At 68.0% G+C, this 23,134-nt stretch carries 22 protein-coding genes, 1 tRNA gene and 1 pseudogene; 13 read left to right on the plus strand and 11 right to left on the minus strand.

From position 1 onward, the window contains the following. The 8 genes from NR810_RS19050 to NR810_RS19085 all read left to right on the plus strand — a co-directional run bounded on the left by NR810_RS19050 (nt 1) and on the right by NR810_RS19085 (nt 9,532). Nucleotides 1–3,354 (plus strand): tetratricopeptide repeat protein, encoded by a 3,354-nt coding sequence (locus NR810_RS19050; protein ID WP_257454266.1) that lies wholly within the window; start codon nt 1–3, stop codon nt 3,352–3,354. Continuing rightward, the gene (locus tag NR810_RS19055) at nt 3,351–4,712 is read left to right on the plus strand and encodes a tetratricopeptide repeat protein (protein ID WP_257454268.1); all 1,362 of its coding nucleotides are present in this window, start codon (nt 3,351–3,353) and stop codon (nt 4,710–4,712) included. Before NR810_RS19050 ends, NR810_RS19055 begins: the two co-directional genes overlap by 4 nt. Nucleotides 4,713–4,720: 8 nt before the next feature. Beyond that, nucleotides 4,721–4,987 carry a hypothetical protein gene (locus NR810_RS19060; protein WP_257454270.1) on the plus strand — a complete coding sequence of 89 codons (267 nt, stop codon included), beginning with the start codon at nt 4,721–4,723 and terminating at the stop codon, nt 4,985–4,987. A 26-nt stretch (nt 4,988–5,013) separates the two neighbouring features. Further along, nucleotides 5,014–6,366: an AgmX/PglI C-terminal domain-containing protein gene (locus tag NR810_RS19065; RefSeq protein WP_257454272.1), complete on the plus strand. Its 1,353-nt coding sequence runs from the start codon at nt 5,014–5,016 to the stop codon at nt 6,364–6,366. Between the two features lie 40 nt (nt 6,367–6,406). Then, on the plus strand, nt 6,407–6,856 hold the full coding sequence (locus NR810_RS19070; protein WP_257454274.1) for a cyclic nucleotide-binding domain-containing protein: 450 nt from the start codon (nt 6,407–6,409) through the stop codon (nt 6,854–6,856). A 74-nt stretch (nt 6,857–6,930) separates the two neighbouring features. Continuing rightward, on the plus strand, nt 6,931–7,485 hold the full coding sequence (locus tag NR810_RS19075) for a hypothetical protein (RefSeq protein ID WP_257454276.1): 555 nt from the start codon (nt 6,931–6,933) through the stop codon (nt 7,483–7,485). A gap of 120 nt (nt 7,486–7,605) precedes the next feature. Continuing rightward, nucleotides 7,606–8,904, plus strand: coding sequence for a hypothetical protein (locus tag NR810_RS19080; RefSeq protein ID WP_257454278.1), 1,299 nt, complete (start codon nt 7,606–7,608; stop codon nt 8,902–8,904). A gap of 13 nt (nt 8,905–8,917) precedes the next feature. Next, complete coding sequence (locus tag NR810_RS19085) at nt 8,918–9,532, plus strand: polysaccharide biosynthesis/export family protein (protein ID WP_257454708.1); 615 nt, start codon at nt 8,918–8,920, stop codon at nt 9,530–9,532. A 4-nt stretch (nt 9,533–9,536) separates the two neighbouring features. On the opposite strand, the gene NR810_RS19090 is transcribed toward NR810_RS19085, so the two are convergent. The 6 genes from NR810_RS19090 to NR810_RS19115 form a co-directional block, all read right to left on the minus strand. Continuing rightward, the gene (locus NR810_RS19090) at nt 9,537–10,361 is read right to left on the minus strand and encodes an inositol monophosphatase family protein (protein WP_257454279.1); all 825 of its coding nucleotides are present in this window, start codon (nt 10,359–10,361) and stop codon (nt 9,537–9,539) included. 17 nt (nt 10,362–10,378) lie between these two features. Continuing rightward, nucleotides 10,379–10,936: a TlpA disulfide reductase family protein gene (locus tag NR810_RS19095; protein WP_257454281.1), complete on the minus strand. Its 558-nt coding sequence runs from the start codon at nt 10,934–10,936 to the stop codon at nt 10,379–10,381. A 2-nt stretch (nt 10,937–10,938) separates the two neighbouring features. After that, nucleotides 10,939–12,405 (minus strand): UDP-N-acetylmuramate:L-alanyl-gamma-D-glutamyl-meso-diaminopimelate ligase, encoded by a 1,467-nt coding sequence (gene mpl / locus NR810_RS19100; RefSeq protein ID WP_257454283.1) that lies wholly within the window; start codon nt 12,403–12,405, stop codon nt 10,939–10,941. Continuing rightward, nucleotides 12,398–13,573 carry a serine hydrolase domain-containing protein gene (locus NR810_RS19105; protein WP_257454285.1) on the minus strand — a complete coding sequence of 392 codons (1,176 nt, stop codon included), beginning with the start codon at nt 13,571–13,573 and terminating at the stop codon, nt 12,398–12,400. Before NR810_RS19105 ends, mpl begins: the two co-directional genes overlap by 8 nt. Continuing rightward, a complete protein-coding gene (locus NR810_RS19110) occupies nt 13,570–14,481 on the minus strand; it encodes a S66 peptidase family protein (RefSeq protein ID WP_257454286.1) in 912 nt (303 codons plus the stop codon). The genes NR810_RS19105 and NR810_RS19110 overlap by 4 nt, the downstream gene beginning before the upstream one ends. Nucleotides 14,482–14,600: 119 nt before the next feature. Further along, nucleotides 14,601–15,740 carry an RsmB/NOP family class I SAM-dependent RNA methyltransferase gene (locus tag NR810_RS19115; RefSeq protein WP_407653799.1) on the minus strand — a complete coding sequence of 380 codons (1,140 nt, stop codon included), beginning with the start codon at nt 15,738–15,740 and terminating at the stop codon, nt 14,601–14,603. Between the two features lie 198 nt (nt 15,741–15,938). Here NR810_RS19115 and NR810_RS19120 point away from each other — a divergent pair. Next, nucleotides 15,939–16,011, plus strand: a tRNA-Asn gene (locus NR810_RS19120). A 104-nt stretch (nt 16,012–16,115) separates the two neighbouring features. Next, the gene (locus NR810_RS52605) at nt 16,116–16,757 is read left to right on the plus strand and encodes a site-specific integrase (protein WP_257454288.1); all 642 of its coding nucleotides are present in this window, start codon (nt 16,116–16,118) and stop codon (nt 16,755–16,757) included. On the opposite strand, the gene NR810_RS19130 is transcribed toward NR810_RS52605, so the two are convergent. The 3 genes from NR810_RS19130 to NR810_RS19135 all read right to left on the minus strand — a co-directional run bounded on the left by NR810_RS19130 (nt 16,754) and on the right by NR810_RS19135 (nt 18,189). Then, on the minus strand, nt 16,754–17,488 hold the full coding sequence (locus NR810_RS19130) for a GNAT family N-acetyltransferase (RefSeq protein ID WP_257454289.1): 735 nt from the start codon (nt 17,486–17,488) through the stop codon (nt 16,754–16,756). The two genes, NR810_RS52605 and NR810_RS19130, sit on opposite strands and share 4 nt — an antisense overlap. A gap of 253 nt (nt 17,489–17,741) precedes the next feature. Beyond that, nucleotides 17,742–17,861, minus strand: coding sequence for a DUF2283 domain-containing protein (locus NR810_RS52820; RefSeq protein ID WP_407653803.1), 120 nt, complete (start codon nt 17,859–17,861; stop codon nt 17,742–17,744). A gap of 127 nt (nt 17,862–17,988) precedes the next feature. Continuing rightward, nucleotides 17,989–18,189 carry a hypothetical protein gene (locus NR810_RS19135; protein ID WP_257454291.1) on the minus strand — a complete coding sequence of 67 codons (201 nt, stop codon included), beginning with the start codon at nt 18,187–18,189 and terminating at the stop codon, nt 17,989–17,991. Between the two features lie 26 nt (nt 18,190–18,215). Between NR810_RS19135 and NR810_RS19140 the strand changes: the two are divergent. Further along, nucleotides 18,216–18,761: pseudogene (locus tag NR810_RS19140) on the plus strand (IS3 family transposase); the annotation flags it as partial. Between the two features lie 120 nt (nt 18,762–18,881). Here the strand turns inward: NR810_RS19140 and NR810_RS19145 are convergent. Together NR810_RS19145 and NR810_RS19150 are read right to left on the minus strand one after the other, a co-directional pair. After that, nucleotides 18,882–19,823, minus strand: a complete 942-nt coding sequence (locus tag NR810_RS19145; protein ID WP_257454293.1) for a hypothetical protein — start codon at nt 19,821–19,823, stop codon at nt 18,882–18,884. A 499-nt stretch (nt 19,824–20,322) separates the two neighbouring features. Next, nucleotides 20,323–21,252 carry a Ppx/GppA phosphatase family protein gene (locus NR810_RS19150; protein ID WP_257454711.1) on the minus strand — a complete coding sequence of 310 codons (930 nt, stop codon included), beginning with the start codon at nt 21,250–21,252 and terminating at the stop codon, nt 20,323–20,325. 101 nt (nt 21,253–21,353) lie between these two features. Here NR810_RS19150 and NR810_RS19155 point away from each other — a divergent pair, with 101 nt between their 5' ends. Both NR810_RS19155 and NR810_RS19160 read left to right on the plus strand, forming a co-directional pair. Next, entirely contained in the window at nt 21,354–21,899 is a 546-nt protein-coding gene (locus tag NR810_RS19155; RefSeq protein ID WP_257454296.1) for an RNA polymerase sigma factor, read from the plus strand. Between the two features lie 184 nt (nt 21,900–22,083). Beyond that, nucleotides 22,084–23,046, plus strand: a complete 963-nt coding sequence (locus NR810_RS19160) for a cation diffusion facilitator family transporter (protein ID WP_257454298.1) — start codon at nt 22,084–22,086, stop codon at nt 23,044–23,046. The last annotated feature ends 88 nt before the right edge of the window (nt 23,047–23,134 follow it).

The following is a 23,134-nucleotide window of genomic DNA, read 5'->3' on the forward strand; positions in this document are numbered from 1 at the left end:
ATGCGACGCCCCCTGCTGCTCACCCTGCTGACGCTGGCCACCGCGCGTGCCGCCGCGCAGGACGCGGCACGTCCGGAGTCCGCCGCGCGGGCCCCGGCCCCGGAGCAGCCACGGGCACGCTCACGCTTCGAGGGCCTGGGCCGCACGCCCGAGCAGGAGAAGCTGTTGGAGGAGCTGAGCGAGGCCGTCCAGCGCTACGAGGAGGAGTCGCGCGCGTTCCGGCAGGAGGTGCAGCAGCTCATCGAGCGCAAGTACCAGCAGAAGCGCGACCAGGTGTCGAAGTCGTACGAGAAGGCCATCTCCGAGCTGGAGACGCAGCAGCGCCAGGATCGGCAGGAGGCCATCGCGCGCTTCGAGGAGTTCCTCCGGCGCTACCCCGACGAGCCGCGCTACACGCCGGACGTGATGTTCCGCCTGGCGGAGCTGTACTTCGAGCGCACCAGCGACACGCAGATGCTGGCCCAGCGCCAGCAGACGGAGCTGCTGAACAGCCTCCCCGAGGGGGCCGAGCCTCCTCCCGAGCCCAAGGCGGACTTCAGCCCCTCCATCGACCTCTACCGGCAGCTCCTCTCCCGCTTCCCGGACTACCGGCTCAACGACAGCACCTGGTACCTGCTCGGCTACTGCCTGGCGGAGCAGGGCTCCTTCGAGGAGAGCCTCGCCGCCTATCAGCAGCTCATCGCCCGCTACCCCACCAGCCGCTTCACCACCGATGCCTGGGTGCGCATTGGCGAGTACTACTTCGACGCCTACAGCGAGCCGGACGCGCTCGCCAAGGCGGCGGCGGCCTACGAGCAGGCCATCAAGAACACCTCGCACTCGCTCTACGACAGGGCCCTCTACAAGCTGGGGTGGACGTACTACCGCATGGACCGCTTCGACGAGGCGGTCACCCGCTTCGTCGCGCTGGTGGATTTCTACGAGGCCCAGAGCGCCGCCAAGGGCGACGAGGCGAACGGTGGAGATCTGCGCAAGGAAGCGCTCCAGTACACCGCCATCTCCTTCGCCGACGAGACGTGGGGTGGCCTCGACAAGGCCCAGGCGTTCTTCGCGAGGCTCGGCCCCCGGCCCTATGAAGCCGAGGTGTACCGCCGTCTGGGCGACGTCTACTTCGACCAGACCCACCACGACGCGGCCATCGCGGCCTACCGGCTCGTGTTGCAGAAGGACCCGCTCGCGCCGGACGCGCCGCTGGTCCACCAGAAGATCGTCCAGGCCTACCAGCGCGACCGCAAGCTGACGGAGGCCACCGCCGAGTCCCAGAAGCTCTCCGAGCTCTACGCACCCGGCTCCGAGTGGTACCAGAAGCACCAGAACGAGCCGGATGTGCTGGCCGCCGCGGACGACCTCGCCGAGAAGAGCCTCACCGCCAGCGCCCTCTACCACCACGAGCAGGCTCGGGTGTTCAAGAAGGAGGGCAGGTTCGACGAGGCCACCGCGAGCTACAAGACGGCCGCCATCGCCTACGGCAAGTACCTGCAGCGCTTCCCGCGCAGCAAGAACGCCTACGAGATGGAGTTCTACTACGCCGACTGCCTCTACTACTCGCTCCAGTTCGGCGAGGCGGCGAAGCACTACGAGGCCGTGCGCGACTCGACCCTGGGCAGGAAGTACTTCGCCGACTCGACCCAGAGCGCGGTGTTCGCCTGGCAGAAGCAGCTCGAGGCGGACATCAAGGCCGGCAAGCAGTCTCCACGCCCCACGCTGCTCTCCAGGGATCGCCCCGAGGGCCAGAAGGTGCAGCCCTCGCCGCTCTCCGACCTGGAAGCGAAGCTGGTGGCCGCCTCGGACGTATACGTGGCGAAGCTGCCGAAGGACGAGCCCGCCCCCAAGGTCGCCTACACGGCGGCGGAGCTGTACTACGCCCACGACGACTTCCCCGAGGCGCGCCGGCGCTTCGAGGCCATCATCCAGACGTACCCCCAGCATGAGGTGGCCCGCTCCTCCACCAACCTCATCGTGGAGACCTTCCTCATCGACAAGGACTGGAGGGGCCTCGAGGAGGTCAGTGGCAAGCTCGCCGACAACAAGGGCACCATCGACCCCAACAGCGACATCCACAAGGAGCTGGTCGGCCACAAACTCTCCGGCCGCTTCAAGCTCGCCGACCAGTTGCTCGCCGAGGGCAAGTACGAGGAGGCCGCCGCCAAGTACATCCAGCTCGTGGACGAGGCCCCCCAACACGAGTTCGCCGACAAGGCCCTCAACAACGCCGCCGTGGCCTACGAGAAGACGCGCCGCTTCGACTCGGCCCTCAAGCTGTACGAGCGCGTCTTCCGCGAGTACCCCTCCTCGTCCCTGGCCTCTGGAGCGCTCTTCCGCGTGGCGGTGAACGCGGAGAGCTCGTACGACTTCGACAAGGCGGTGACCAGCTACCAGAAGCTGGTGAAGGACTACCCCGCCTCGAAGGACCGCGAGGCCGCGCTCTACAACGCCGCGCGCCTGCTCGAGGGCCAGCAGCGCTACACCGAGGCCGCCGCCGCCTTCCAGCGCTACGCCGAGCTCTTCCCCAACGCCGAGGACGCCCCGCGCAACCAGTTCCAGGCCGCCATCGTCCTGGAGAAGCAGGAGGACTGGAAGGGGGAGATCCGCGTGCTGGAGGCCTTCGTCCGCAAGTTCTCCTCGCGGCCCGCCCAGGTGGAGCTCGTGGTGGACGCCAGGCGCCGCATGGGCAACGCGTGGATGAAGCTGAAGAACGAGAAGGAGGCCCTGCGCGCCTACGAGTCCGCCGCCTCCGAGTTCGACCGCCGCAAGCTCCAACCGGAGGCCCAACCGCTCGCCGCGGACGCCGCCGCCTACAGCCGGTTCCAGATCGCCGAGGCCGAGTTCCGCAAGTTCGACAAGCTCAAGATCGGTGGCAGCGGCAAGGCGCTGGAGCGCAGCTTCGCCGCCAAGAAGGCCGCGGCGAAATCCGTCACCGAGGTCTACACACGCGTCATCCCCTACAAGACCGCCGAGTGGACGCTCGCCGCGTTCTATCGCCAGGGCGATACGCTGGAACGCTTCGCCAACACCATGATCGAGACCCCCGTCCCGCCCGAGGTGAAGCGGCTCGGCGATGAGGCGGTGGCGGTCTACCAGGACGGGCTCGCGCAGGAGACGTCGGTGCTGCAGGACAAGGCCGTCGAGCGCTACGCCGGTACCCTCGAGCAAGCACGCAACTTCCGCATCTCCAACGAGTGGACGAAGAAGACGCTCGAGGCACTCAACCGCTTCCGGCCCACCGAGTACCCGGTGCTCAAGGAGGCGAAGAACGCCATCTCCTCGGAGCCGCTCTATCCCGAGGGCCTGTTGGACGGTCCAGGCAACACCCCACGGGCGCAGCAGCCGGTATCAGAGGAAGGTGCGAAATGAAGATGCGCCGACTGCTCGTTCCCGGCCTCCTCCTGCTCGCCTCCGCCTGCGCCACCACGCCCGATGTGGGCCCGGACACGAAGGCCCCCTCCCCAGCCGGTGAGTCCAGCAAGCAGACCGCTCCGGCTCCGGACCGGAAGGCAACCCCTCCCGCCGCCGACCTGCTGTCCGTGGCCCAGCGTGGCGAGCTGAACACCGCCGAGTCCGCGATGAAGACGAAGGCGGACCGGCAACCGAAGGACGCCACCGCGTGGACGAACCTCGGCATTGTCCAGGAGCGTCTGGGCAAGAGCGACGAGGCCGAGCGCGCCTACCGTCAGGCCCTGGCGCTGAAGCCGGAGCAGCAGGCCGCCTGGGACAACCTCACCCGCCTCCAGTGCCGCACCGGCCGCGCTGCCCAGGCCGAGGCGCAGCTCCGTGAGCAGCTCCAGGCGAAGCCCGATGCCATCGCCCCGCACATCGCGCTCGTGCAGGCACTGTTGTGCCAGAAGAAGCTCGACGCGGCCGCCACAGAGGCCAAGCGCGTCCTCAAGGCGGACGAGCGCAACGTGCGCGCCATGCAGTTGCTCGCCCAGGTGTACTACCGCGAGCGCAAGTACGAGCTGGCCAGGATGGTGCTGAACAACGCCCGGGAGATCGCCCCGGACGATCCCGCCACGCACAATGCCCTCGGGTTGGTGCTCCTCGGGCTCAAGGCGAAGCCCGCCGCCCTGGAGTCCTTCAAGAAGGCCTCGGAGCTGAAGCCGGACTTCGCCGAGGCGCGCAACAACCTCGGCGCCCTGCTCAACGAGGCCCAGGACTACCCCGCCGCCATCCAGGAGTTGGAGGCCGCCGTCCAGGCCGCGCCCGACTTCGTCTCCGCCCGGCTCAACCTCGGCAACGCATTGCGCGGCCAGGGAGACTTCGCCCGTGCGCTCGCCGAGTACCAACAGGTGCTCCGCCTCGCGCCGGACCTGCCGGACACCTACTTCAACCTCGCCATCCTCCACCTCGACGCCGAGCCGCAGGACCTGGACGCCATCGTCCGGCTCCAGACCGCCCTCACCTTCTTCGACCAGTACCGCTCGAAGGGCGGCCAGGACGAGCGCGTGGAGGATTACGTCAAGGAGGCCAGGAAGGGCATCACGCGGGAGGAGAAGCGGCGCGAGCGCGAGAAGCAGAACCAACTCCGCAAGGCCCAGAAGGCAGAGGAGGAGAAGAAGAAGGCCGCCGAGGCCCAGGCGAATACCGAGCCTCCGTCCAAGGCCGACACTCCGGCACCCGATTCCGCCCAGTCTCCTACACCTGCCCCCAAGAAGCGCACGCCCCCTGCCCGTCCGGCCCCGGGCTCGGGTACAGTGGCCGACGACAAGAAGTGAGCCCGCCCATGCGCCCAGCCCTCGCCCTGCTGCTGCTGCTCGCCTCCGCGCCCGTGCTGGCGCAGGAACCGGCCGCCTCTGGCTCCGAGTCCAAGGACAAGGAGACCAAGAAGAAGAAGGTCATCCGCCTGGACGCCATCACCGTCGAGGGCCGCATCCAGAAACCCCAGGCCTTCTACGTCCTCCCTCGCGGCAACCTGAGCTTCGACGAGCTCAACAAGGCCGAGAGCTTCGTTCCCAAGGTCGTCAAGAGCGTGGAGAAGGAACCTTTCTAGGGTAGGAAGGGTCCCAGAGAAGAAACATGGCTTCCCCTCAGCAGAGCCGGATCCTCCGCGTTGGCCTCGTCCAGGATGGGCGCATCCTCGAGGAGCGCCACCTGCGCAAGCCCGGCGACTTCACCGTCGGCCAGGATCCGAAGAACTCCCTCGTCCTGCCCCTTCCGGACCTGCCGGCCAGCTTCCCCGTCTTCGAGTACAAGGCCAACCAGTACAACCTGGTCTTCACCGACGACATGCAGGGCCGGGTGAACCTCGGCTCCTCGGACGTGGACTTCCAGGCGCTGCGCAAGCAGGGCATGGCCATGGAGCGGGCCGACCAGTACGTCCTGCCCCTTCAGGAGAGCGCCCGCGGAGTCGTTCAGCTCGACAAGGACCTGCGCCTCTTCTTCCAGTTCGTCACGCCTCCACCCGACTCCGAGAAGCCCAAGCTCCCTCCGGACCTCCAGGGTGGCAGCTGGCGGACCATGGACCGGATGTTCTTCGGCATCCTGGCCGCCTCGCTGCTGCTGCACTTCTCCGGCGCGGCGGTGATCATCGCCTCCGAGCCCCCGCCCGAGCCCGAGCTCGAGCTGGACCAGTTGGATGATCGCTTCGCCCGCGTGTTCATTCCGCCGCCCAAGCAGGAGGAGCCCAAGAAGCAGGCCACCGAGACGGCCCAGGCGGCCCCCGAGAAGAAGCCCGAGAAGCCGAAGGCCACGGAGGAGAAGCCCGCGGAGGCTTCGTCCAAGCCCTCCACCCCGGAGGAGGCCGCCGCCCGGCGCGCCGAGATGGCGAAGAAGGTGGCCGGCAAGGGCCTGCTGAAGATCCTCGGCTCCTCGGGCGGTGGCGGAGGCGCGTTCTCGGACGTGCTCGGTGGCAGCACCGGTGGCGGAGACATCGCGTCGGCGCTGGCCGGCGCGGGCGGCGTGGGCATCGCCAACCAGGCCGCGGTGGGCGCCAGTGGCCCGCGCGGCGGTGTCAGCGGCAGCGTGGCCGACATTGGCGAGCTCGGCACCAAGGGCGGCGGCAAGGTGGACCTGGGCACCAAGAAGGAGGCCGAGGTCTCCGGCCAGGTCACCAGCGCGACCCCCGAGGTGGACAGCGCCGAGGTGGATCGCGATGCGCTCAATCGCTACATCAAGGCACGCCTCAGCGCCATCCGGAACTGCTACGAGAAGGAGCTCAAGCGCAACCCCCAGCTCCGGGGCAAGGTGACGGTGCGCTTCAACATCATGCCTTCCGGGCGCCCCGCGGACATCGAAATCGAGGAAAACACCCTGGGCAGCGACGCGGTGGGCAGTTGCATCCGCACCGTCGTCCGCAGCTGGGTGTTCCCCTTCAAACCAGATGACGAAGTCTCGGTGGCCTACCCGTTCCTCTTCTCGCCCGGAGGGTAGGCTCGGATCGGGCAACCTGCATCCCGGGGGGTCGGGAGACATGGAAAAGCTGGCCGTCATTTCGTCCTCGCCGCTGTTCGAGATGCTCTCCAGCACGGAGCTGGCGCATCTGGCCGAGCTGGCCGAGCAGCGGCGCTACACCGCGGGAGAGCTCGTCTTCGAGGAAGGCGAGCTGGGCGACAGTCTCTACGTCATCGTGCGTGGCGAGGTGGAGGTGGTGCGGCGGGACGGCGGTGGGGTGCCCCGGCCCCTCACGGTGCTCACCGCTCCGGACTTCTTCGGGGAGATGAGCCTCATCGACAAGGAGTACCGCTCCGCCACGGTGCGGGCGCGCTCGGAGGCGGTGCTGCTGCGGCTCACCGCCCAGCATCTGTCCACCTTCCGTCAGAGCCACCGCGACGGCTTCACCTTCGTCGTCATCAACATCGCGCGCATCCTGTCGGCGCGAGTGCGCGAGGCCAATGCCCGGCTCGCGGCCAGGCAGGCGTGAGCGGCTCCGCGTTGACACCCCCGAACCGGCTCTCTAGCGTCGGGTCCGTGCGCTGCGGCCCAGGAGTGAAGGACATGCGCTACATCGGAATGCTGGCGGTGGTGCTCGTGAGCGGGCTGGCGGTGGCCCAGTCCGTCCCCCGTCCCGCGCCCGCCGCCCTGCCCATCCTGGAGAAGGCCAGCGACGTGCCGGCTCCGGACAAGCTCAAGCGCAGCACCCAGGCGCTCACCGGCATGCGCGACGTGCTCCGGGACGTGCTGGGCAAGCTCGAGGAGGCCCGGCGCGCCAAGGACGTGGTGAAGCTCAACTGCGTCAACGAGAAGCTCACTCAAATCAAGGGCTTGCTGCGCATCTCCGAGCAGTCCGACGTGGCGCTCCAGGAGGCCGTGGCCCGGCAGGAGACCTCCTCCAGCGAGCACGAGTACACCAAGGTGATGATCGCCCAGCAGAAGGTGACCCAGCTGCGCGGCGAGGCCGAGGAGTGCATCGGGCAGCTGGCCTTCCGCACGGACGAGAACCTGTCGGTGGAGGTGGAGGAGCCCAAGGACCTGCCCGGCGGAGACCCCACCCGGCCGCGCCCCATCGAAGAGGTCACCATCCGTCCGCCTCCCGCCAGCCCCATCGAATGATTCCAGTCCGGCTACTGCCCCTGCCTGCGAGCCTCCGAGGGCTTTTGAACACGAGGAAGTCATTTCAGCGGGCGGGGATGCGCGTGCTATGACCCCGGGCTCGGGGTTCCGACGGTTTTCATGACGCAGCAAGCCAACAAGAGGGCCCGGTCCAGGGCCGGGTGCCTGCTGGCGATGATGGCGCTGTGGCCCGCGCTCGCGCTCGGACAGACCTCGCCGATCGGTGTGGGCGGCAACGGCATCAAGGTGGGTGAGGGCCGGCTGCACCCGACGTTCGACCTCGAGACGCGGGTGGACAGCGCGGCCGGCTATTTCCCGCCACCGGGCAACACGGTCCCCGGTGTGGTGATGGACTCGCTCTCCAGCGAGGCCCTGCTGCACATCCGGCCCGGGTTCGTGCTGGAGCTGCCCGGCTCCTCGGTGTCCGTGAACATGACGGGCTACGTGGACTACGTCCACTACACCGGCCTGCTGACGCCCGGTTCCACGGCCGTCTCCCACGTCGAGGGGCTGGGGGACCTCAAGGTCACCTTCAACCGCGAGGCCCCCGTGTCCGTGGAGGTGGGAGACCACTTCGAGCGCTCGGACCGCACGACCAGCGCGGCGCTCGGCGCGGGCGTCCTGTCCCTCTTCAACGAGGCCCGGGTAGCCGTGCCGTTGCGGCCCGGCGGTGGCGCCCTGGAGGTAACGCCCCAGGTGTCGTGGGGTGTGGAGTTCTTCAAGCCGCTCGGAGCCGTGGCCCCGGTGGGTTGCGACGACACGCGCGCGTGCGACCCGCTGCAGGTGAACGACTTCGACTACAGCAACCTGCGGGCGAGCCTGCAGGGCCGCTGGCGCTTCCTGCCCAAGACGGCGTTGGTGGTGGACACCCAGTTCAACTACCGCAGCTACTTCCAGAGCGGCACCAACCCGGCCCTGCTGCTGAACGCCACGGCGGGTGTATCGGGTCTGGTCACTCCGAAGATCTCCGTGACGGCCCGGGCGGGCTGGGGCAAGGACTTCGGTGCCGAGTACGCGGGCACCCTGCTCGCGCAGCTCGAGGCCAGCTACCTGTTGAGCCAGACGGCCAGCATCAAGATTGGCTACTCGCGCACCCTGCAGCCGGTGGCGAAGTTCGACCTGTTCCGGGATGACCGGGGGTACCTGGAGGGACAGGCGCTGCTCGGTGGCCGGCTGACCCTGCGAGGCACCGTCTCCTACGACTACCTGAGCTTCCAGAACCCCGAATCGCTGGGCGCCGAGGGAGCACGGCGCGACACGCTCTTCCGGCTGGACCTGGGCCCCCAGTACCAGTTCGAGCGATGGCTCATCGGAGGGGTCGGCTACCTGTTGAACGTCCGGACATCCACGGACGAGCAAGCCGGGGGCATCAACTACACCCGCCACGAAGGGTATCTTCGGGTGACCGTGACGTATTGAGACGGCCTTCGTGATGCGCTCCCTTTCCCTGCTCGTGCTGCTGCTCGGCGCGCTGACCGCGTGCCGTACCACCGCTCCCGCCCCGGCGACGCTCGACGCCGCGGCCATCCCCACCTCCTCGGACCCCGACGCCTCCGATACCAGCCGCACCCTGGGCGCGGGAGACCTGGTGGATGTGCGCGTCTACCAGGAGCCGGAGCACTCGGGAGTGTGGGCCGTGTCCCCCGAGGGCACCATCGACTACCCGCTGTGCGGGAAGATCCACCTGGCGGGCCTCACCTCCGGCACCGCCGCAGACGCGCTGCGCCAGTGCCTGGCCCGCTACCTGCGGCACCCCGACGTGTCCGTCGCCATCCGCGAGTACAACTCCAAGAAGGTCTTCGTCTTCGGCGAGGTCCAGAAGCCGGGCACGTTCACCTACGTGGAGGGGATGACCATCATCGAGGCCATCACCATGGCCGGCGGGCTCACCAAGCTGGCCTCGCCCAATGGCACCCACGTGGCGCGGCAGGCGGAGGGCCAGCAGCAGAAGATCCGCGTCCCGGTGAAGGACATCCGCGACGGGCTGGAGAAGAACTTCTCCCTCCGCCCGGGGGACATCGTCTTCGTGCCGGAGAGCTTCTTCTAGGCGCTCAGGAGACCGGGGCCCTGGGCGTCCAGCCGATGTCGGCGAGGAAGCCCCGGCTCTCGGTGAGGAGCTGCTGGGCCAGGCCCGGCGCGCAGGCGAGCACATCGCCCACGCCCACCCGGAAGGGAGCGCCGTCGATGCGCACCATCGTCCCACCGGCCTCCTGGACGAGCAGCGAGCCCGCCGCCACGTCCCAGGGCTTGAGGCCGAACTCGAAGAAGCCGTCGAAGCGGCCGGCGGCCACGTAGGCCAGGTCCAACGCGGCGCTGCCCGTGCGGCGCATGCCCTGCGCCCGGACGATGAAGCGCCGCAGCAGCCCCACCGGGCCCTCGGGCCGCTGGTGCACGTCGTAGGGGAAGCCCGTGCACAGCAGGGCGTGCCCCAGCTCCGTGGAGCCCGAGGCTCGCAGGGGCTGGCCGTTGAGCGTGGCCCCCTCCCCTCGCGCCGCGGAGAAGAGCTCGTCCAACATGGGGTTGTAGATGGCCCCGGCGAGCACGCCCTCCGGCCCCTCCACGCCCACGCTCACGCAGAAGTGCGGCACCCGGTGCGCGTAGTTCGTCGTGCCATCCAGCGGATCAACGACCCACCGCAGGCCCGAGCCCTGCGAGGCCCCGCTCTCCTCGGCCAGCACCGCATGGCCCGGGTAGTGCTGGCGGATGAAGCCGAGCACCGTCTCCTCGGCCGCCCGGTCCGCGTCGGTGACCAGGTCGATGCCGCCCTTGTATTCGATGATGCGCTCGCCCTGGAAACGCTCGGCGAGCACCCGTCCGGCGAGCCGGGCTCCCTCCTCGGCGATACGGCGCAGGGTGGCGGGCGACTCGTCGGACATGGCGGCTCCTCCTTCTCCTAATTCGCGGGCTCGGCGAGCAGGTGCTCGATCTCCATCTGGTACTTGGCGAGGAACTCCTCGGCGAAGCCCTCGTGTACGTAGCGCACCATGCCCTTGCGGTCGATGAGTACCGTGGTGGGCATGAGGCGGACCCGCAGCACCTTCTCGGACACCTCGGCGTTGGCGTCGAGGAGCACGGGCAGGGACACCTTCGTCTCCTTCAAGAAGGCGGGGATGGCGCGGGTGTCCTCATCCACGTTGAGCGCGTACACCTTCAGGCCGCGCGAGGCGTAATGCTTCGCGAGATCCTCGTACATCGGCAGCGCATCGCGGCAGGGCTCGCACCAGGTGGCCCACACGTCGAGCAGCACCACGCTGCCCCGGTCACTGGCGATGGCATGGGGCTCGCCGCCGGGGTAGCGCTTCACGGAGAACTGGAGCGGCGCGGGCGCGGAGGACTCGGACGCCACCAGGGCACTGGAGGCGGTGGCGGGAGCCGGCCCGGTGAGCGGCGGCATCTTCGACGCGCAGCCGGACAGGGCGAGCGCGGCCAGGGTGAGGTGCAAAGGACGCATGTCTAGCGCTCCCCCACGCGCGTCTTCAGCGCGACGAGCAGCTTGTCGATGAAGCCCCCGAAGGCGCCGTTGCTCATGACGAGCAGCACGTCCCCGGACTTCGCCTCGCGCGCCACCCGCTCCACGAGCGAGGGCACGTCCGCGGCGTGGTCGGCGGCGATGCCCTGGGCCTTCAGCTCCTCGCAGACACGGGGCACGTCCAGCTCCTCGCCGGTGGGCACCTTGTCATGACGCTCGGGCACCTTGAGGCTGGCCCGCGCCGCGCCAGTGAAGGAGTGCGCGTAGTCCTCCTGGTGGATGTTGCGGCGGCTCGTGTTCGAGCGCGGCTCGAAGATGGCCCACAGCCGGCGCTCCGGGTAGCGGTGGCGGATGGCGGAGATCGTCTCGCGCACCGCGGTGGGGTGGTGCGCGAAGTCGTCCACCACGAGGATGCCCCCCGGCTCGCCACGCACCTCCTGGCGGCGCTTCACCCCGCGGAAGGTGGCCAGTCCCTTGGCGATCTCCCCGAAGGTGAGGCCCAGCCCGCGCGCCGCGGCGACGACGGCGAGCGTGTTCTCCACGTTGTGCATGCCGGAGAGCGGCAGCAGCGCGGTGCCCAGCGCGGTACCACGCTCGATGACCTCGAAGCGGGCGCCCTCGGGGCCGAAGCGGATGCCGCGCGGGGTGTAGTCGGCCGCGGCGCCCTCCTTGGCCACGTACGTCACCACCTGGCCCTGGCACGCCTTCGCGAGCTCCACGGCGTTGGGGTACGCGGTGCACACCACCAGCCGGCCATCCTTCGGAATCAGCCGGACGAACTTGTCGAAGGTGGCCTCGTAGTGCGGCAGATCCTTGAAGATGTCCGCGTGGTCGAACTCCACGCTGGTGAGGATGGCCGTCTTCGGGCGGTAGTGGAGGAACTTGGAGCCCTTGTCCCAGTACGCGGTGTCGTACTCGTCACCTTCGACGACGAAGTGCGCCCCCTTCCCCACCCGGTAGTTGCCCGAGTAGTTCTGCGTGACGCCGCCCACGAGGAAGCTCGGATCCCTCCCGGCCTCCACCAGCACGTGGGCCATGAGCGAGGACGTGGTCGTCTTGCCGTGCGTGCCCGCCACCACGACGGAGTGCGAGCGGTCCAGGAAGAGCGAGCCGAGCGCGGCCGGGAAGCTCATCTGGGGGATGCGGCGCTCGCGGACGGCGGTGGCCTCGGGGTTCACCCGGCGGATGACGTTGCCGATGATGACGAGGTCCGGCTTCGCCACCTCGAGGTTCTCCGGGCTGTACGGGGTGAGCGCCTGGATGCCCCAGTTGCGGAGCATGTCGCTCATGGGCGGGTAGACGTTCTCGTCGCTGCCGGTGACTTCGTAACCGGCGGACTTGAGCATGCCGGCGAACGAGCCCATGCCGGTGCCGGCCACGCCGACGAGGTGGATGCGGCGCACGGCGCCGGGGGAGATGGTTTCGAGGACGTTGCCGTTGTCGTCAGCCATGTGCTTTCGGGGTCAGGTCGTTGAGGCCGAGGGCTTCCACGACGAGGTCGTGGAAGACGGGACGGAATTCGCGGATGCGCAGCTCCTTGCGGCCGTGCGCCACGCGGTTGGTGACGAGCGCCACCACGAGGGTGCGGCGCAGGTCCACCCAGAGGCTCGTGCCGGTGAAGCCGAGGTGGCCCACCGCGCCCGGAGGAGTGTCGCCGATGAAGTGGCCCGCGCTGGACAGGCCCTGGGAGGGTGAGTCGAAGCCCATGGAGCGGGTGCTGCCCTGCACGATGGGATCCGACGCCAGCGCGCGGTGCCAGAGCGGGCCCGGGGCGAGGCTCGGCTCTCCCGCGCAGCCGGAGAGGACGGCCTGACCGAAGCGGGCCACGTCCACCGCGGTGCCGAAGAGCCCGGCATGGCCACTCACACCGTCCATCACCCAGGCGTTGTCGTCATCCACCTCGCCGGGCACGGCGGGACGCGAGGGCAGCTCGCCCCACAAGCCCTCCTGGCCGGGAGCGGGCTCGCGAGGCCGGGTGGCGCCGGTGGGGGCGACGCGGCCATCGGTGGGGAAGTCGGTGAGCCGGTGGAAGCGCGCGGAGAGGCCCAGGGGCTCGGCGACATGGCGCGAGAAGAGGACGTCCAGGGACGCGCCCCCCACCCGGGCGAGGATCTCCCCCAGGAGGATGAAGCCCACGTCGCTGTAGGCGGTCCCGGTGCGGGGAGCGATCGCGAGCGGGGTGCGCGCGGCGGCCTGGATGACCTGCTCGCGGACGCGGGCGCGGGTGGCCGAGGGACACGAGGGCTCGAGGAGCTCGGGGGTGGAGGAGAGCGCCTCGGCGAAGAAGGGCACGAAGGGCGGCAGGCCGGAGCGGTGGTAGAGCAGGTCCGCCACCGTGGCGCCCGAGTCCCCCACGGGCGAGCCCGGGAAGAAGCGGGCCACCGGAGTCTCCGGCCCTACCTTCCCCTCGGTCCAGAAGCGCAGGAAGAGCGAGGTGGTGCAGAGCACCTTGGTGACGGAGGCCAGGTCGAAGCGGGTATCACCGGTGACGTTGCCGGCCACGCCGCCGAAGACCTGGACGCCCCGGTGCATCACCACGGCCTGGGCGGCCGGGAAGATGCCGAGCGTGACGGCCTCCTCGAGGGCGCTCTGGAGATTGGCGATGGGGTGACTGCTCATGCCTGCACCGCTCCTTCGAGGAAGGTGAGGCGCGCGGCGCCGGCATCCAACCGCACCTGGGTGCCGAGCGCGATGGGGTAGTTGGGGATGTCGTGGCCGACGGGGAAACCGGCGGCACAGGGCAGGCCCGTCTCCTCGGCGAGCGAGCGGAGCACGTCGGCGCTGCCGTAGGGGGCGGACTTCTCGTCGCAATCGGTGAAGTCGCCGAGCACGATGCCGCGCACCCGCGAGAAGACGCCCGCGAGCCGCAGGTGCGTCCACATGCGGTCGAGCCGGTAGGGGCGCTCGCCCACGTCCTCGAGGAAGAGGACGGCCCCATCGAGCGAGGGCATGTAGGGCGTCCCCAGCAGACGGGAGAGCACGGAGAGGTTGCCACCGAGGAGCGGGCCCTCGACGACACCGGGCACGTAGGAAGCCTTGCCCTCGAGGGGCGGCGGGGGCTCGGGGGATTCGAGGAGCCGGAAGAGATACTCCTGGACCTCGGGAGGCTGCTTGCCCAGGTGGGTGAGGACGGGCCCGTGGATGGTGACGCGGCCGAGCCCCTGGAGCGGCAGGTGGACGGCGGTGATGTCCGAGAACCCCACGAGCGCGGTGGGCGCGGTGTCCGCGAGCGGGAGCGACGGCAGGAGGCGCATGGCCCCATAACCGCCACGAGCACAGAAGACGGCGCGGGCGTCACGATCGGTGAGGGCGTGGGCCAGCTCCTCGGCACGACGGACATCGGAGCCGGCGAGATAGCGCCAGGCCTCGAAGAGATCGGGCCGATGGACAGGCGAATAACGCTGTCCGATGACACCGAGGCCGACCTCGAAGCTGGGACGATCGAAGGGCCCAGCGGGGGCGACGACATGAACGGTGTCGCCAGGACGAAGCGGGAGGGGCTTGAGCCAACGCACGGGCGCCTTCATAGCACCCGGGGAGCGGGTGTCCGCGTGCTTCGAGCAGGACGTGTCCGAGTGACAACCTCCCCTCTCCCCCCGGGAGAGGGCCAGGGTGAGGGTGCCTGCCCCCTTGGGTTCCAACCCCCCTACCCGTCCCCGCGCTCCAACACGGCGGCGAAGAACCCATCGGTCCCGTGCAGATGGGGCGCACAGAACAAAAATCCATCCCGGACACACGAGGGGTCCAACCAGCCGGCCCCGGGAGGCACGAGGCGGAACTCGGGGGCCTCGCGGAGGAACCCAAGAACCACCGCCTCGTTCTCCGCGCGATTGACGGTGCAGGTCGCGTAGACCAACCGTCCCCCGGGGCGCACGAGCCGGCGCGCGCGCAGGAGGATGTCATGTTGCTCCCGAGGCAACACGGACAGGGACGAGGGCTCGAGACGGAACCGCAGATCCGGCCCGCGACGCAGGGAGCCCAGCTCCGAGCACGGGGCATCCACGAGCACCCGGTCGGCGAGCACCCCCTCTGGAGGGGCCCGGAGCACCTGGACGATCGACAGACCCGCCCGGGCGGAGCGTTGCAGGAGCCGATCGAGCCGCTCGGCATCCGGGTCATACGCGAGGAGCCGGCCGCGGTTCTCCATGTCAGCACCGAGCTGAAGCGTCTTGCCCCCGGCCCCGGCGCACAGGTCGAGCACGGTCTCCCCGGGCCGGGCCTCGACGAGGAGGCCGAGGAGCTGACTGCCCTCGTCCTGCACTTCGAAGAGACCCTCGCGCAGGGAAGTGAGCCCGTAGAGGTTGGGCCTGGGGCCCACGACGTGGAGCGCGAGGGAGCTGAGCGAACCGGGCCGGGTCTCGACACCCTCGGAGCGCAGCCGGTGCTCCAGGGCTTCACGATTGGTCCGGAATCGATTCACCCGGAGCGTGATGGGGCCTGGGACATTGAGGTGGGCGCAGAAGTCCCCGGCGGAGGAGCCGAGCTCCCGGGAGAAGTGCTCGGCGAGCCAGTCCGGCAGCGAGTACCGAAGGGCGAGCGACGGAGGCTCCTCTGAGACGAGGTCCAGGGGCGCCGGGACTCCGGCGAGCCGGGCGGCCTCTCCGGCCGAGACACCGGCGAGCCCATGCAGGAAGGCGAAGAGGAGAGCGGGAGCGGGAGCGTCCGGGTTGCCCAGGAGGAAACCGAGCCGACGCCGCCACAGGCCGACGTTGAAGACGACCTCGGCAAGGGCCTGACGCTGCTCGCGGGAGAGGTTCCGGTGGGCGCGGAGGGTGCGATCGAGCACGCGCTCCGCGGCGGCGCCCGAGAGGACCTGGGAGAGGGCCTCGGTGGCGATGGGGGCCAGTGCGTCGAGCGCCGACCAGGGAACCGAGCGAAGTCGTGAGAGCGGGTCAAAACGGGATGTTGACAGGACAGGCTCCGTTCTTTAGAAAGCACCTCGTTGTCGCGGCGGGCACCAACAGCCGACGCGCAGCGGACATATTCCCCGATAGCTCAGCCGGTAGAGCGGGTGACTGTTAATCACTAGGTCCGAGGTTCGAGTCCTCGTCGGGGAGCTGAAGAAGGGCGTCAGGTGAAAACTTGGCGCCCTTTTTCTTTTGCCCTCCCCTGTCTCTGGGCACAACGCGGGCAGCCTTCGAAACCGACCCGGACCACCTGGGTGACGAAGCAGCGGGATCGGCTCGTGTTCCTCAAGCGCGTCTACTCCTGGTTGTGCAAGGTGAAGCACATCCTCTCGGTGGCCGAGGATCCGACCTTCGGGCGGCTCACCGTGCCCCAGGCCAGGCCCGAGCAGTGGAAGCGGACCAAGGTGATTCCTCGGGAGCACTACCTCCTCGCCCGCGAGCACCTCGCGCCTCACTGGCGTGACGGGATGAACGTGCAGGCGGGCACCGGCTGGCACGTCTCCGAGCTGGTGCGCTTCGCCAAGATGGGCAGCGTGGAGCCGTACCGGGGAGAGGCCGAGGGCATCGCGGGCGTGCTGGTGTGTCCGCAGACCAAGAGCGGCGAGCCCTTGCGCACCGCCGTGTCCGCCGAGGTGCTGGAGGCCGGGAAGCGGCTGTTGGCGCGGGGCTCGTTCAGCTTCGAGAAGTACACCCTGGCCATCAAGGGGGCCTGCACGGCGGCGGGCATCCCGCCCTTCACCCCGGGACGGTTTCGGCACTCCGTCGCCACCTGGGCCATCGAGAAGGGAGCGGACCCAGCCTCCGTGGCAGCCTTCCTCAACCACAAGAGCCCGAGCACCACGCGACGCTTCTACGCGACACATGCCGTCCCGACGAAGATTCCCACTCTCGCCTAAGTAGCGGGCAAGAACAGGCTGTCGATGCTGAAGGCGAAGGAATCGCCTTTGACGCCTAAAGCCTCGGCCTCGTCGTATTTCGCCTTGTCCCGGTAGACGAGCGCACCTTCGACCTCGATTTCGACCACGGGATCGCCGACGGATGCGCCCCGCCATCCGCGATTGAAGAACGTTACGCGCTCGGCAAGCGCGATCTTCCCGCCGTGCAGGCGGACAGCTCGGGGCGAAACCTCCATGAGCGGCTCGACGCCATCTTCCCAATTCGTCCGCTCGGGAAAGAACCGGATGGTGACAGCAATTTCTTGAGCGTCACCCGGCAGATCGAACGTCTTCTCGATGACCTTGAATGCGTAATTATCGGCGTAGAGCTCGAAGCCCATGGCCTGCCAGAAGCGGATGGATGTCCTCGGCGCGCATTCAATCTCCAGTACGCAGAGATCACACCGCTTGGCTTCCTCCAGCCAGAACTCCGCGAGCTGCCGCCCCACACCGTGCCGTCGCCACTCCTCCCGAACAGCCAGGATGTCAGGGCCGCGTGTGCCGCCCAGGATGAAGGCCACCGCCTTGTCCTCGGATGGCTCTACAGCCACGTAGAGTTCGCCGTTCTGATGGGCGCCGCTCACAATGTTGCGGTTGCAGTGGAAGCAGCCATCCACACCTCTCGCATCTTCGTCGCTGAGCCAGCGCAGGATTTCCGAAAGGTCCGCATCCGTCGATTCCCTGATTCGCATCCACGCTCCAATCAAGCTTCGGTTACATACCCGTCGGCAGCATGCCATCGACTGGGCGGAACATGCTCGCCTGTTCCCATTGTCGGCATCGACACCAGTAGGCCCTCCTGCTGCACTTAGATTCACAGGAGAATCCACCGATGTCGCAGCATCCTGACCTTTGCGCTACACGCGTCCCATGAACGAGAAGCTGCAACGTGCCCTCTGGGGGTCGCTGCCCGGGCTGCACGACTGCGGTTGGGGGCGTAGGGCATCACGCCAGGATCTCGATTCCGACCAGGACTCCATCCTGGTCGAAGTCGAGCACCACATCGGGGGGCTCGTATAGGAACCCATGAGTTCGGCCAGCCTGATCGACTTCGACATCTTGCAGGTCTCACCGGGGTGACTCGGGAGGCGCAAATAGGCCACGTCCTGATCGTCTTCGGAGACTCGTAGCTCGAAGCGCCCGAGCTTCTTCTTGGAATCCGTCTGCCCCATTACGGCCTCCAGGCCAGGAACTACGGCGTTTCCCCCAGCTCACGAAGCTTGCCGCGTGCAATCTCGTTCAGCGGCTGCTTCTGGAGGATGCGGCGGTAGAGCCGCACCTTCTCGGCCGACTCACGTGCCAGCGCCGCCTCCAAGGTGAGAACCTGCACGTGCTCCGGGTCCAACGCCTGGGCCATGCCGAGCTGCCGACTCGCCTCGCCGTCTTCTCCCATCAGGAAATAGATGAATCCGAATTCAACCCGTGGCTCCCAACATCCTCGAGCGCAACTTCTCCCCCGGCCAGCCCAACAGCACTTGGGCCACGGACATTACCTACGTGGGGACCAGGCAGGGCTGGCTGTACCTGGCCGTCGTCATGGACCTCTTCTCGCGCAAGGTGGTGGGCTGGTCCATGAGCGAGCACATCGACCGGCACCTGGTGCTCAACGCGCTGGACATGGCGCTCGAGGGACGCCAGCCACCGCGAGGGCTGCTGCACCACTCGGACCGGGGTAGCCAATACACCAGCGAGGACTACCAGAAGGCGCTGACCGCTCGCGGGATTCAATGCAGCATGTCTCGCAAGGGCAACTGCTGGGACAATGCCGTGGTGGAGAGCTTCTTCAGCAGCTTGAAGCAGGAGTTCGTCTACACCACCGACTTCGCCACGCACGAGCAGGCTCGTACGGCACTCTTCGAGTACATCGAGGTCTTCTACAACCGCCAGAGGCGGCACTCGCCGCTGGGCTATGTCAGCCCAGTGGATTTTGAGCTTGCGGCCTTACCGCAAAAGTTGGCATCTTAATCCTACTGTCCACGTAACCGGGGCAAGCCCACTCCAGGTCTCGCCCGGCTCCGAGGACGGCCACGTCCAGGCCCTCGGAGTTGCCCGGGGCGGAGATCCGCAAGTTGAGGTTCTAGCCCCTCACTCCTTCTTTAGAAGAGGCTCAAGCTCCGCAAAGAGTTCTTCGATCATCTTCATCGAATAAACTTTGGCCCCCCACTGCTTATCTAGTCGCCGCCGCACAATTCGCTCACGCATGCGCGCATCTGCGACAACGAATTGAGCTACGGGCAGTGCAACCGAGAGCATGTCAATGTCCATGACATCGCCCATTTGCACAGGCTCACTTCCGGTTACAAGGTCAGACCACAAGTGCCCCCGGATCAGCGGTGTTGGTAGGCACTGACAGTGAGCGGAGCCGTAAAATGTACGCAGGCCTTCAAATCCTGGGGGACGCCCACCTGCTCGGTCCCAGAAGGCGCGATGAGCACCGTAGATCCGCAGCAGGTTTAGCTGAGCTTCAGGTTGGCCCTGCGCTTCGCGTACCTGCGCAATACGGTATTCAAGAACCTGAAGTTCAGTCTGAATCTCCTCAACAAGTTGCTGCTCGAAGGTCCTTCCCTCCCGTACCAACTGCTGGCGGAGTTTCTCTGTGTCAGAAACCGTTGCCGACTTGGCAGCCGCTCGCCCCCTCGTCAGCTCCGCTGGGCTTTTCTGAAAGGCGTATACAAAAAGCCCGCGATCAATAGCCGCCTGAAGCTTGGCCACCGGATCTCGGTCAAAAAAGGTGGCTTGCGGCAGCTCGATCTCGCCACGCCCCTCGATAAAGGCCAGCATGGCGTGCTGCATCTGGCTATTGACCACCTCGTAACGATGGCAAAACCTGATTCCAAAGGAGAGTTGCGCAAACTTCTTGGCTATCAGATTAGCCACCTTGGCATTTTCATACTCTTCCCACTGGTCTGCTTGCGGACAAAGCAGCCGCCCCTGACGACCAAGTTCGAGGACAAGGCTCTGAAGTTGCTGGAGGCGGCGAACCTCCTTTTCTGTCCGCGAAACACCTCCGTCGAGAAGTTTGGCCATCGAACTCACCACCGAGGTGTCCAGCCAAAGTACGGGTAACCGAGGTCTTTCAACACGAACAGTGGGCATAGATAGAAGGATGCTCGCTCCTTGGCGGGCAGGTGCGAAATATGAGTGGTTCACGGCTCAGAGAACCATCGGTAGAAGACACGCCGTGGGCAAATTACGGGCAACCACATCGTCCGTTTTCGACCGCTCCAACCCCCTCTCCAGGGGAGGAATGGCCGTGCGCCCGTCATTTTCACGACTGTTAATCACTAGGTCCGAGGTTCGAGTCCTCGTCGGGGAGCTGAAGAAGGGCGTCAGGTGAAAACCTGGCGCCCTTTTTCTTTTGCCCTCCCCTGCCTCCGGGCACAACGCGGGCAGTTCAAGGGCAGGGACCTGCGGAAGCTCACTCAGCTTCGAGAAGTACGGCGGCTGCTGATCGCATCTTGGCCCATGGCAGGACCTCAATCGGTTCTTCGGCTCGGCCTTGCCGGTGCCACGGTGGCGGAAGCGCTCATGAGTGGGTGGCTCCGAAATGGTGCGCGAGCAGGCCCCAACACAGGCCCCGGTCGCTCACGAGGCAGCGGTCGAGCCCGAGTGCCCGAAGACCATCGAGCAGGATGAGGGCACCGGCGGGAATCACGTCCTCGCGCTTGGGCTGGAGGCCGGGCAGCTTCTGGCGCTCGGCGAGCGACAACCCGCACAACTTGTCCGCCAACGCCTCCAATTGGACGAGCAGGAGGGTGCCGCCGTGCACGCGCTCGGAGTCGTACGGGTCGATGGAGTGCTGCACGGCGAAGAGCGTCGTCACCGTGCCGGACATGCCCACGAGCCGGGCGCCCGGCGGGCAGGGAGGCAGGGCGGAGAACGTCTCGCGCAGGTGGGCCTCCACGCGGGCCCGGTCCTCGGCGGTCAGCGGATCCGACGTCACGTAGCGCTCGGTCATGCGCACCGAGCCCACATCGAAGCTGTGGCAGAAGGACACGCGGCCCTGGGTGTCGCCATAGATGAACTCGGTGGAGCCGCCACCGGTATCCATCACCACGAGGGGCCCCGAGGCGTCACGCCCGAAGTCCGCGTAGGCCGAGGTGAAGCACAGCTGCGCCTCCCATTCGCCGGAGATGATGTCCACGGTGACGCCAGCGCGCTGTCTGGCGGCGGAGAGGAACCCGGCACCGTTCTCCGCGTCGCGCGCGGCGCTGGTGGCGGACACGGCGATGGCCTCCGCGCCGAGGCTCCGGGCCTCGGAGGCGAAATCGGAGAGCACCTGGAGGGTGTCCTCCATGCCCTCGGGCGAGAGGCGGCGGCTCTTGTCCACGCCCCGGCCCAGGCGGGTGATTTCAGCGCGCTCTCGAACGGCCTGGAAGCGGCCATCGGGCTGTCGGTCGGCGACGAGCAGGAGGACCGCGTTGGTCCCCACGTCGATGGTGGCGTACCGAGGCATTCGCCGGAGCTTATCCGACATCTTGCAGGTCTCACCGGGGTGACTCGGATGCGTCCTTGACCCCCTGGCGTGGCGGGAGGAAAGAGAGGCACAGGTACACCATGAGCCTGAGTCCCGAAGTGGTGGAGGTGCTCGTCGAGCACCACCGGAAGTTCCTGGACTTCCTCGTCCCCCGTGTCGGTACGCCCGAGGCGGCCGAGGAGCTCCTCCAGGCCGCCTTCGTCAAGGGCATGGAGAGCGGCAGCTCCCCGCGGGAGGAGGATCGCGCGGTGGCCTGGTTCTACCGGCTGCTGCGCAACGCGCTGGTGGACGCCCACCGCCGCAAGCAACGGGAGCTCCGGGCACTGGAGGCCCAGGCCGCGGAGTCCCCCCTCTCCACCGAGGAGGTGGAAGACCTCGAGCAAACGGTCTGCGGCTGCGTCACGGAGCTGGCCGACACGCTCAAGCCCGAGTACGCCGCCATCCTCCAGCGCGTGGACCTGGCGGGCGTCTCCCTCTCCACCTTCGCCGCGGAAGCGGGCATCACCCCCAACAACGCGGCGGTGCGGCTGCACCGGGCCCGCCAGGCACTGGGCCGACGCCTCGTGGACCTCTGTGGGACGTGTTGTACGCACGGGTGCGTGGACTGCACCTGCACCCCCCGGTAAGCACAGCCCGTCTGGAAGCACTGAGGAAGCGTGAGGCAGCTTCCAGCGTGTCATTTGTGAAGGGGGCACACCGGCCGCTGTAATCCACGCGGAAACCGGGCGTCAGCACGGGTGAGGGACAGGAGCCCCGGTGCCCATGAGGGCCGGGCCCCCTCCCCTGCACCCGGTTTTCAGGAGGGCTGGCATGTCAGGCCACCACCAACACTCCCACTCCACCCCGTCTCCCGGACGGGCCTTCGCCGTCGGCGTGGCGCTCAACGTGGGCTTCGTCGCCGTCGAGGCCACCTTCGGCATCCTCTCCAACTCCCTCGCGCTGCTCGCCGACGCCGGGCACAACCTGAGCGACGTCCTCGGCCTCTTGCTGGCCTGGGGGGCAACCCTCCTGGCCCAGCAGCGCCCGACCCCACGGCGCACCTACGGGCTGCGCGGTTCATCCATCCTGGCGGCCCTCTTCAACGCCCTCTTCCTGCTCGTCGCGGTGGGCGGCATCGCCTGGGAAGCCATCCAGCGCCTGGGGAAGCCCGCTCCCGTCGCCAGCACCACCGTCATGCTCGTGGCCGGCGTGGGCATCGTCATCAACACCGCCACGGCGTTGCTCTTCTGGAAGGGCCGCGAGCGCGACGCCAACATCCGCGGCGCATTCCTCCACATGGCCGCCGACGCCGGCGTCTCGCTGGGCGTCGTCCTGGCGGGTGCCCTCATCCACTTCACCGGTTGGGCGTGGATGGACCCGGTGGTGACGCTCGCCATCGCCGCCCTCATCGTCCTCGGCACCTGGGGGCTGCTGAAGGAGGCGGTGGACCTGGCGCTCCACGCTGTCCCCCGGGGCATCAACCTGGCGGCCGTGGAGGCGCGGCTCGCCCAGGCCCCCGGAGTCACCCGGGTGCATGACCTGCACGTCTGGGGAATGAGCACCACCGAGACGGCCCTCACGGCCCACCTCGTCATGCCCCGGGCTCCTGACGGCGACGGCTTCCTCGCGGGTCTGAAGCAGCAGCTCCATGACGAGTTCGGCATCGAGCACGTCACCCTCCAAATCGAGCAGGGCGCACTCACCCACTGCTGCTCTCTCCAGGAGCCCACGCAGAGCCGGCCCACCGCCCACGCCGGGTGCGGAGGCCACCATGTAGTCGATGGCGCGCGGTAGCGAGCTGGCGTGCTGCCTTTTCGGAGGCAGCGCGCAACTCGCCGGGCCCTCTCACCGAAAATCGAGGCAGGTTTTCGATCCCCCCCTT

It is taken from the genome of Archangium lipolyticum, from assembly GCF_024623785.1.
Classification (GTDB): Bacteria; Myxococcota; Myxococcia; order Myxococcales; family Myxococcaceae; genus Archangium; species Archangium lipolyticum.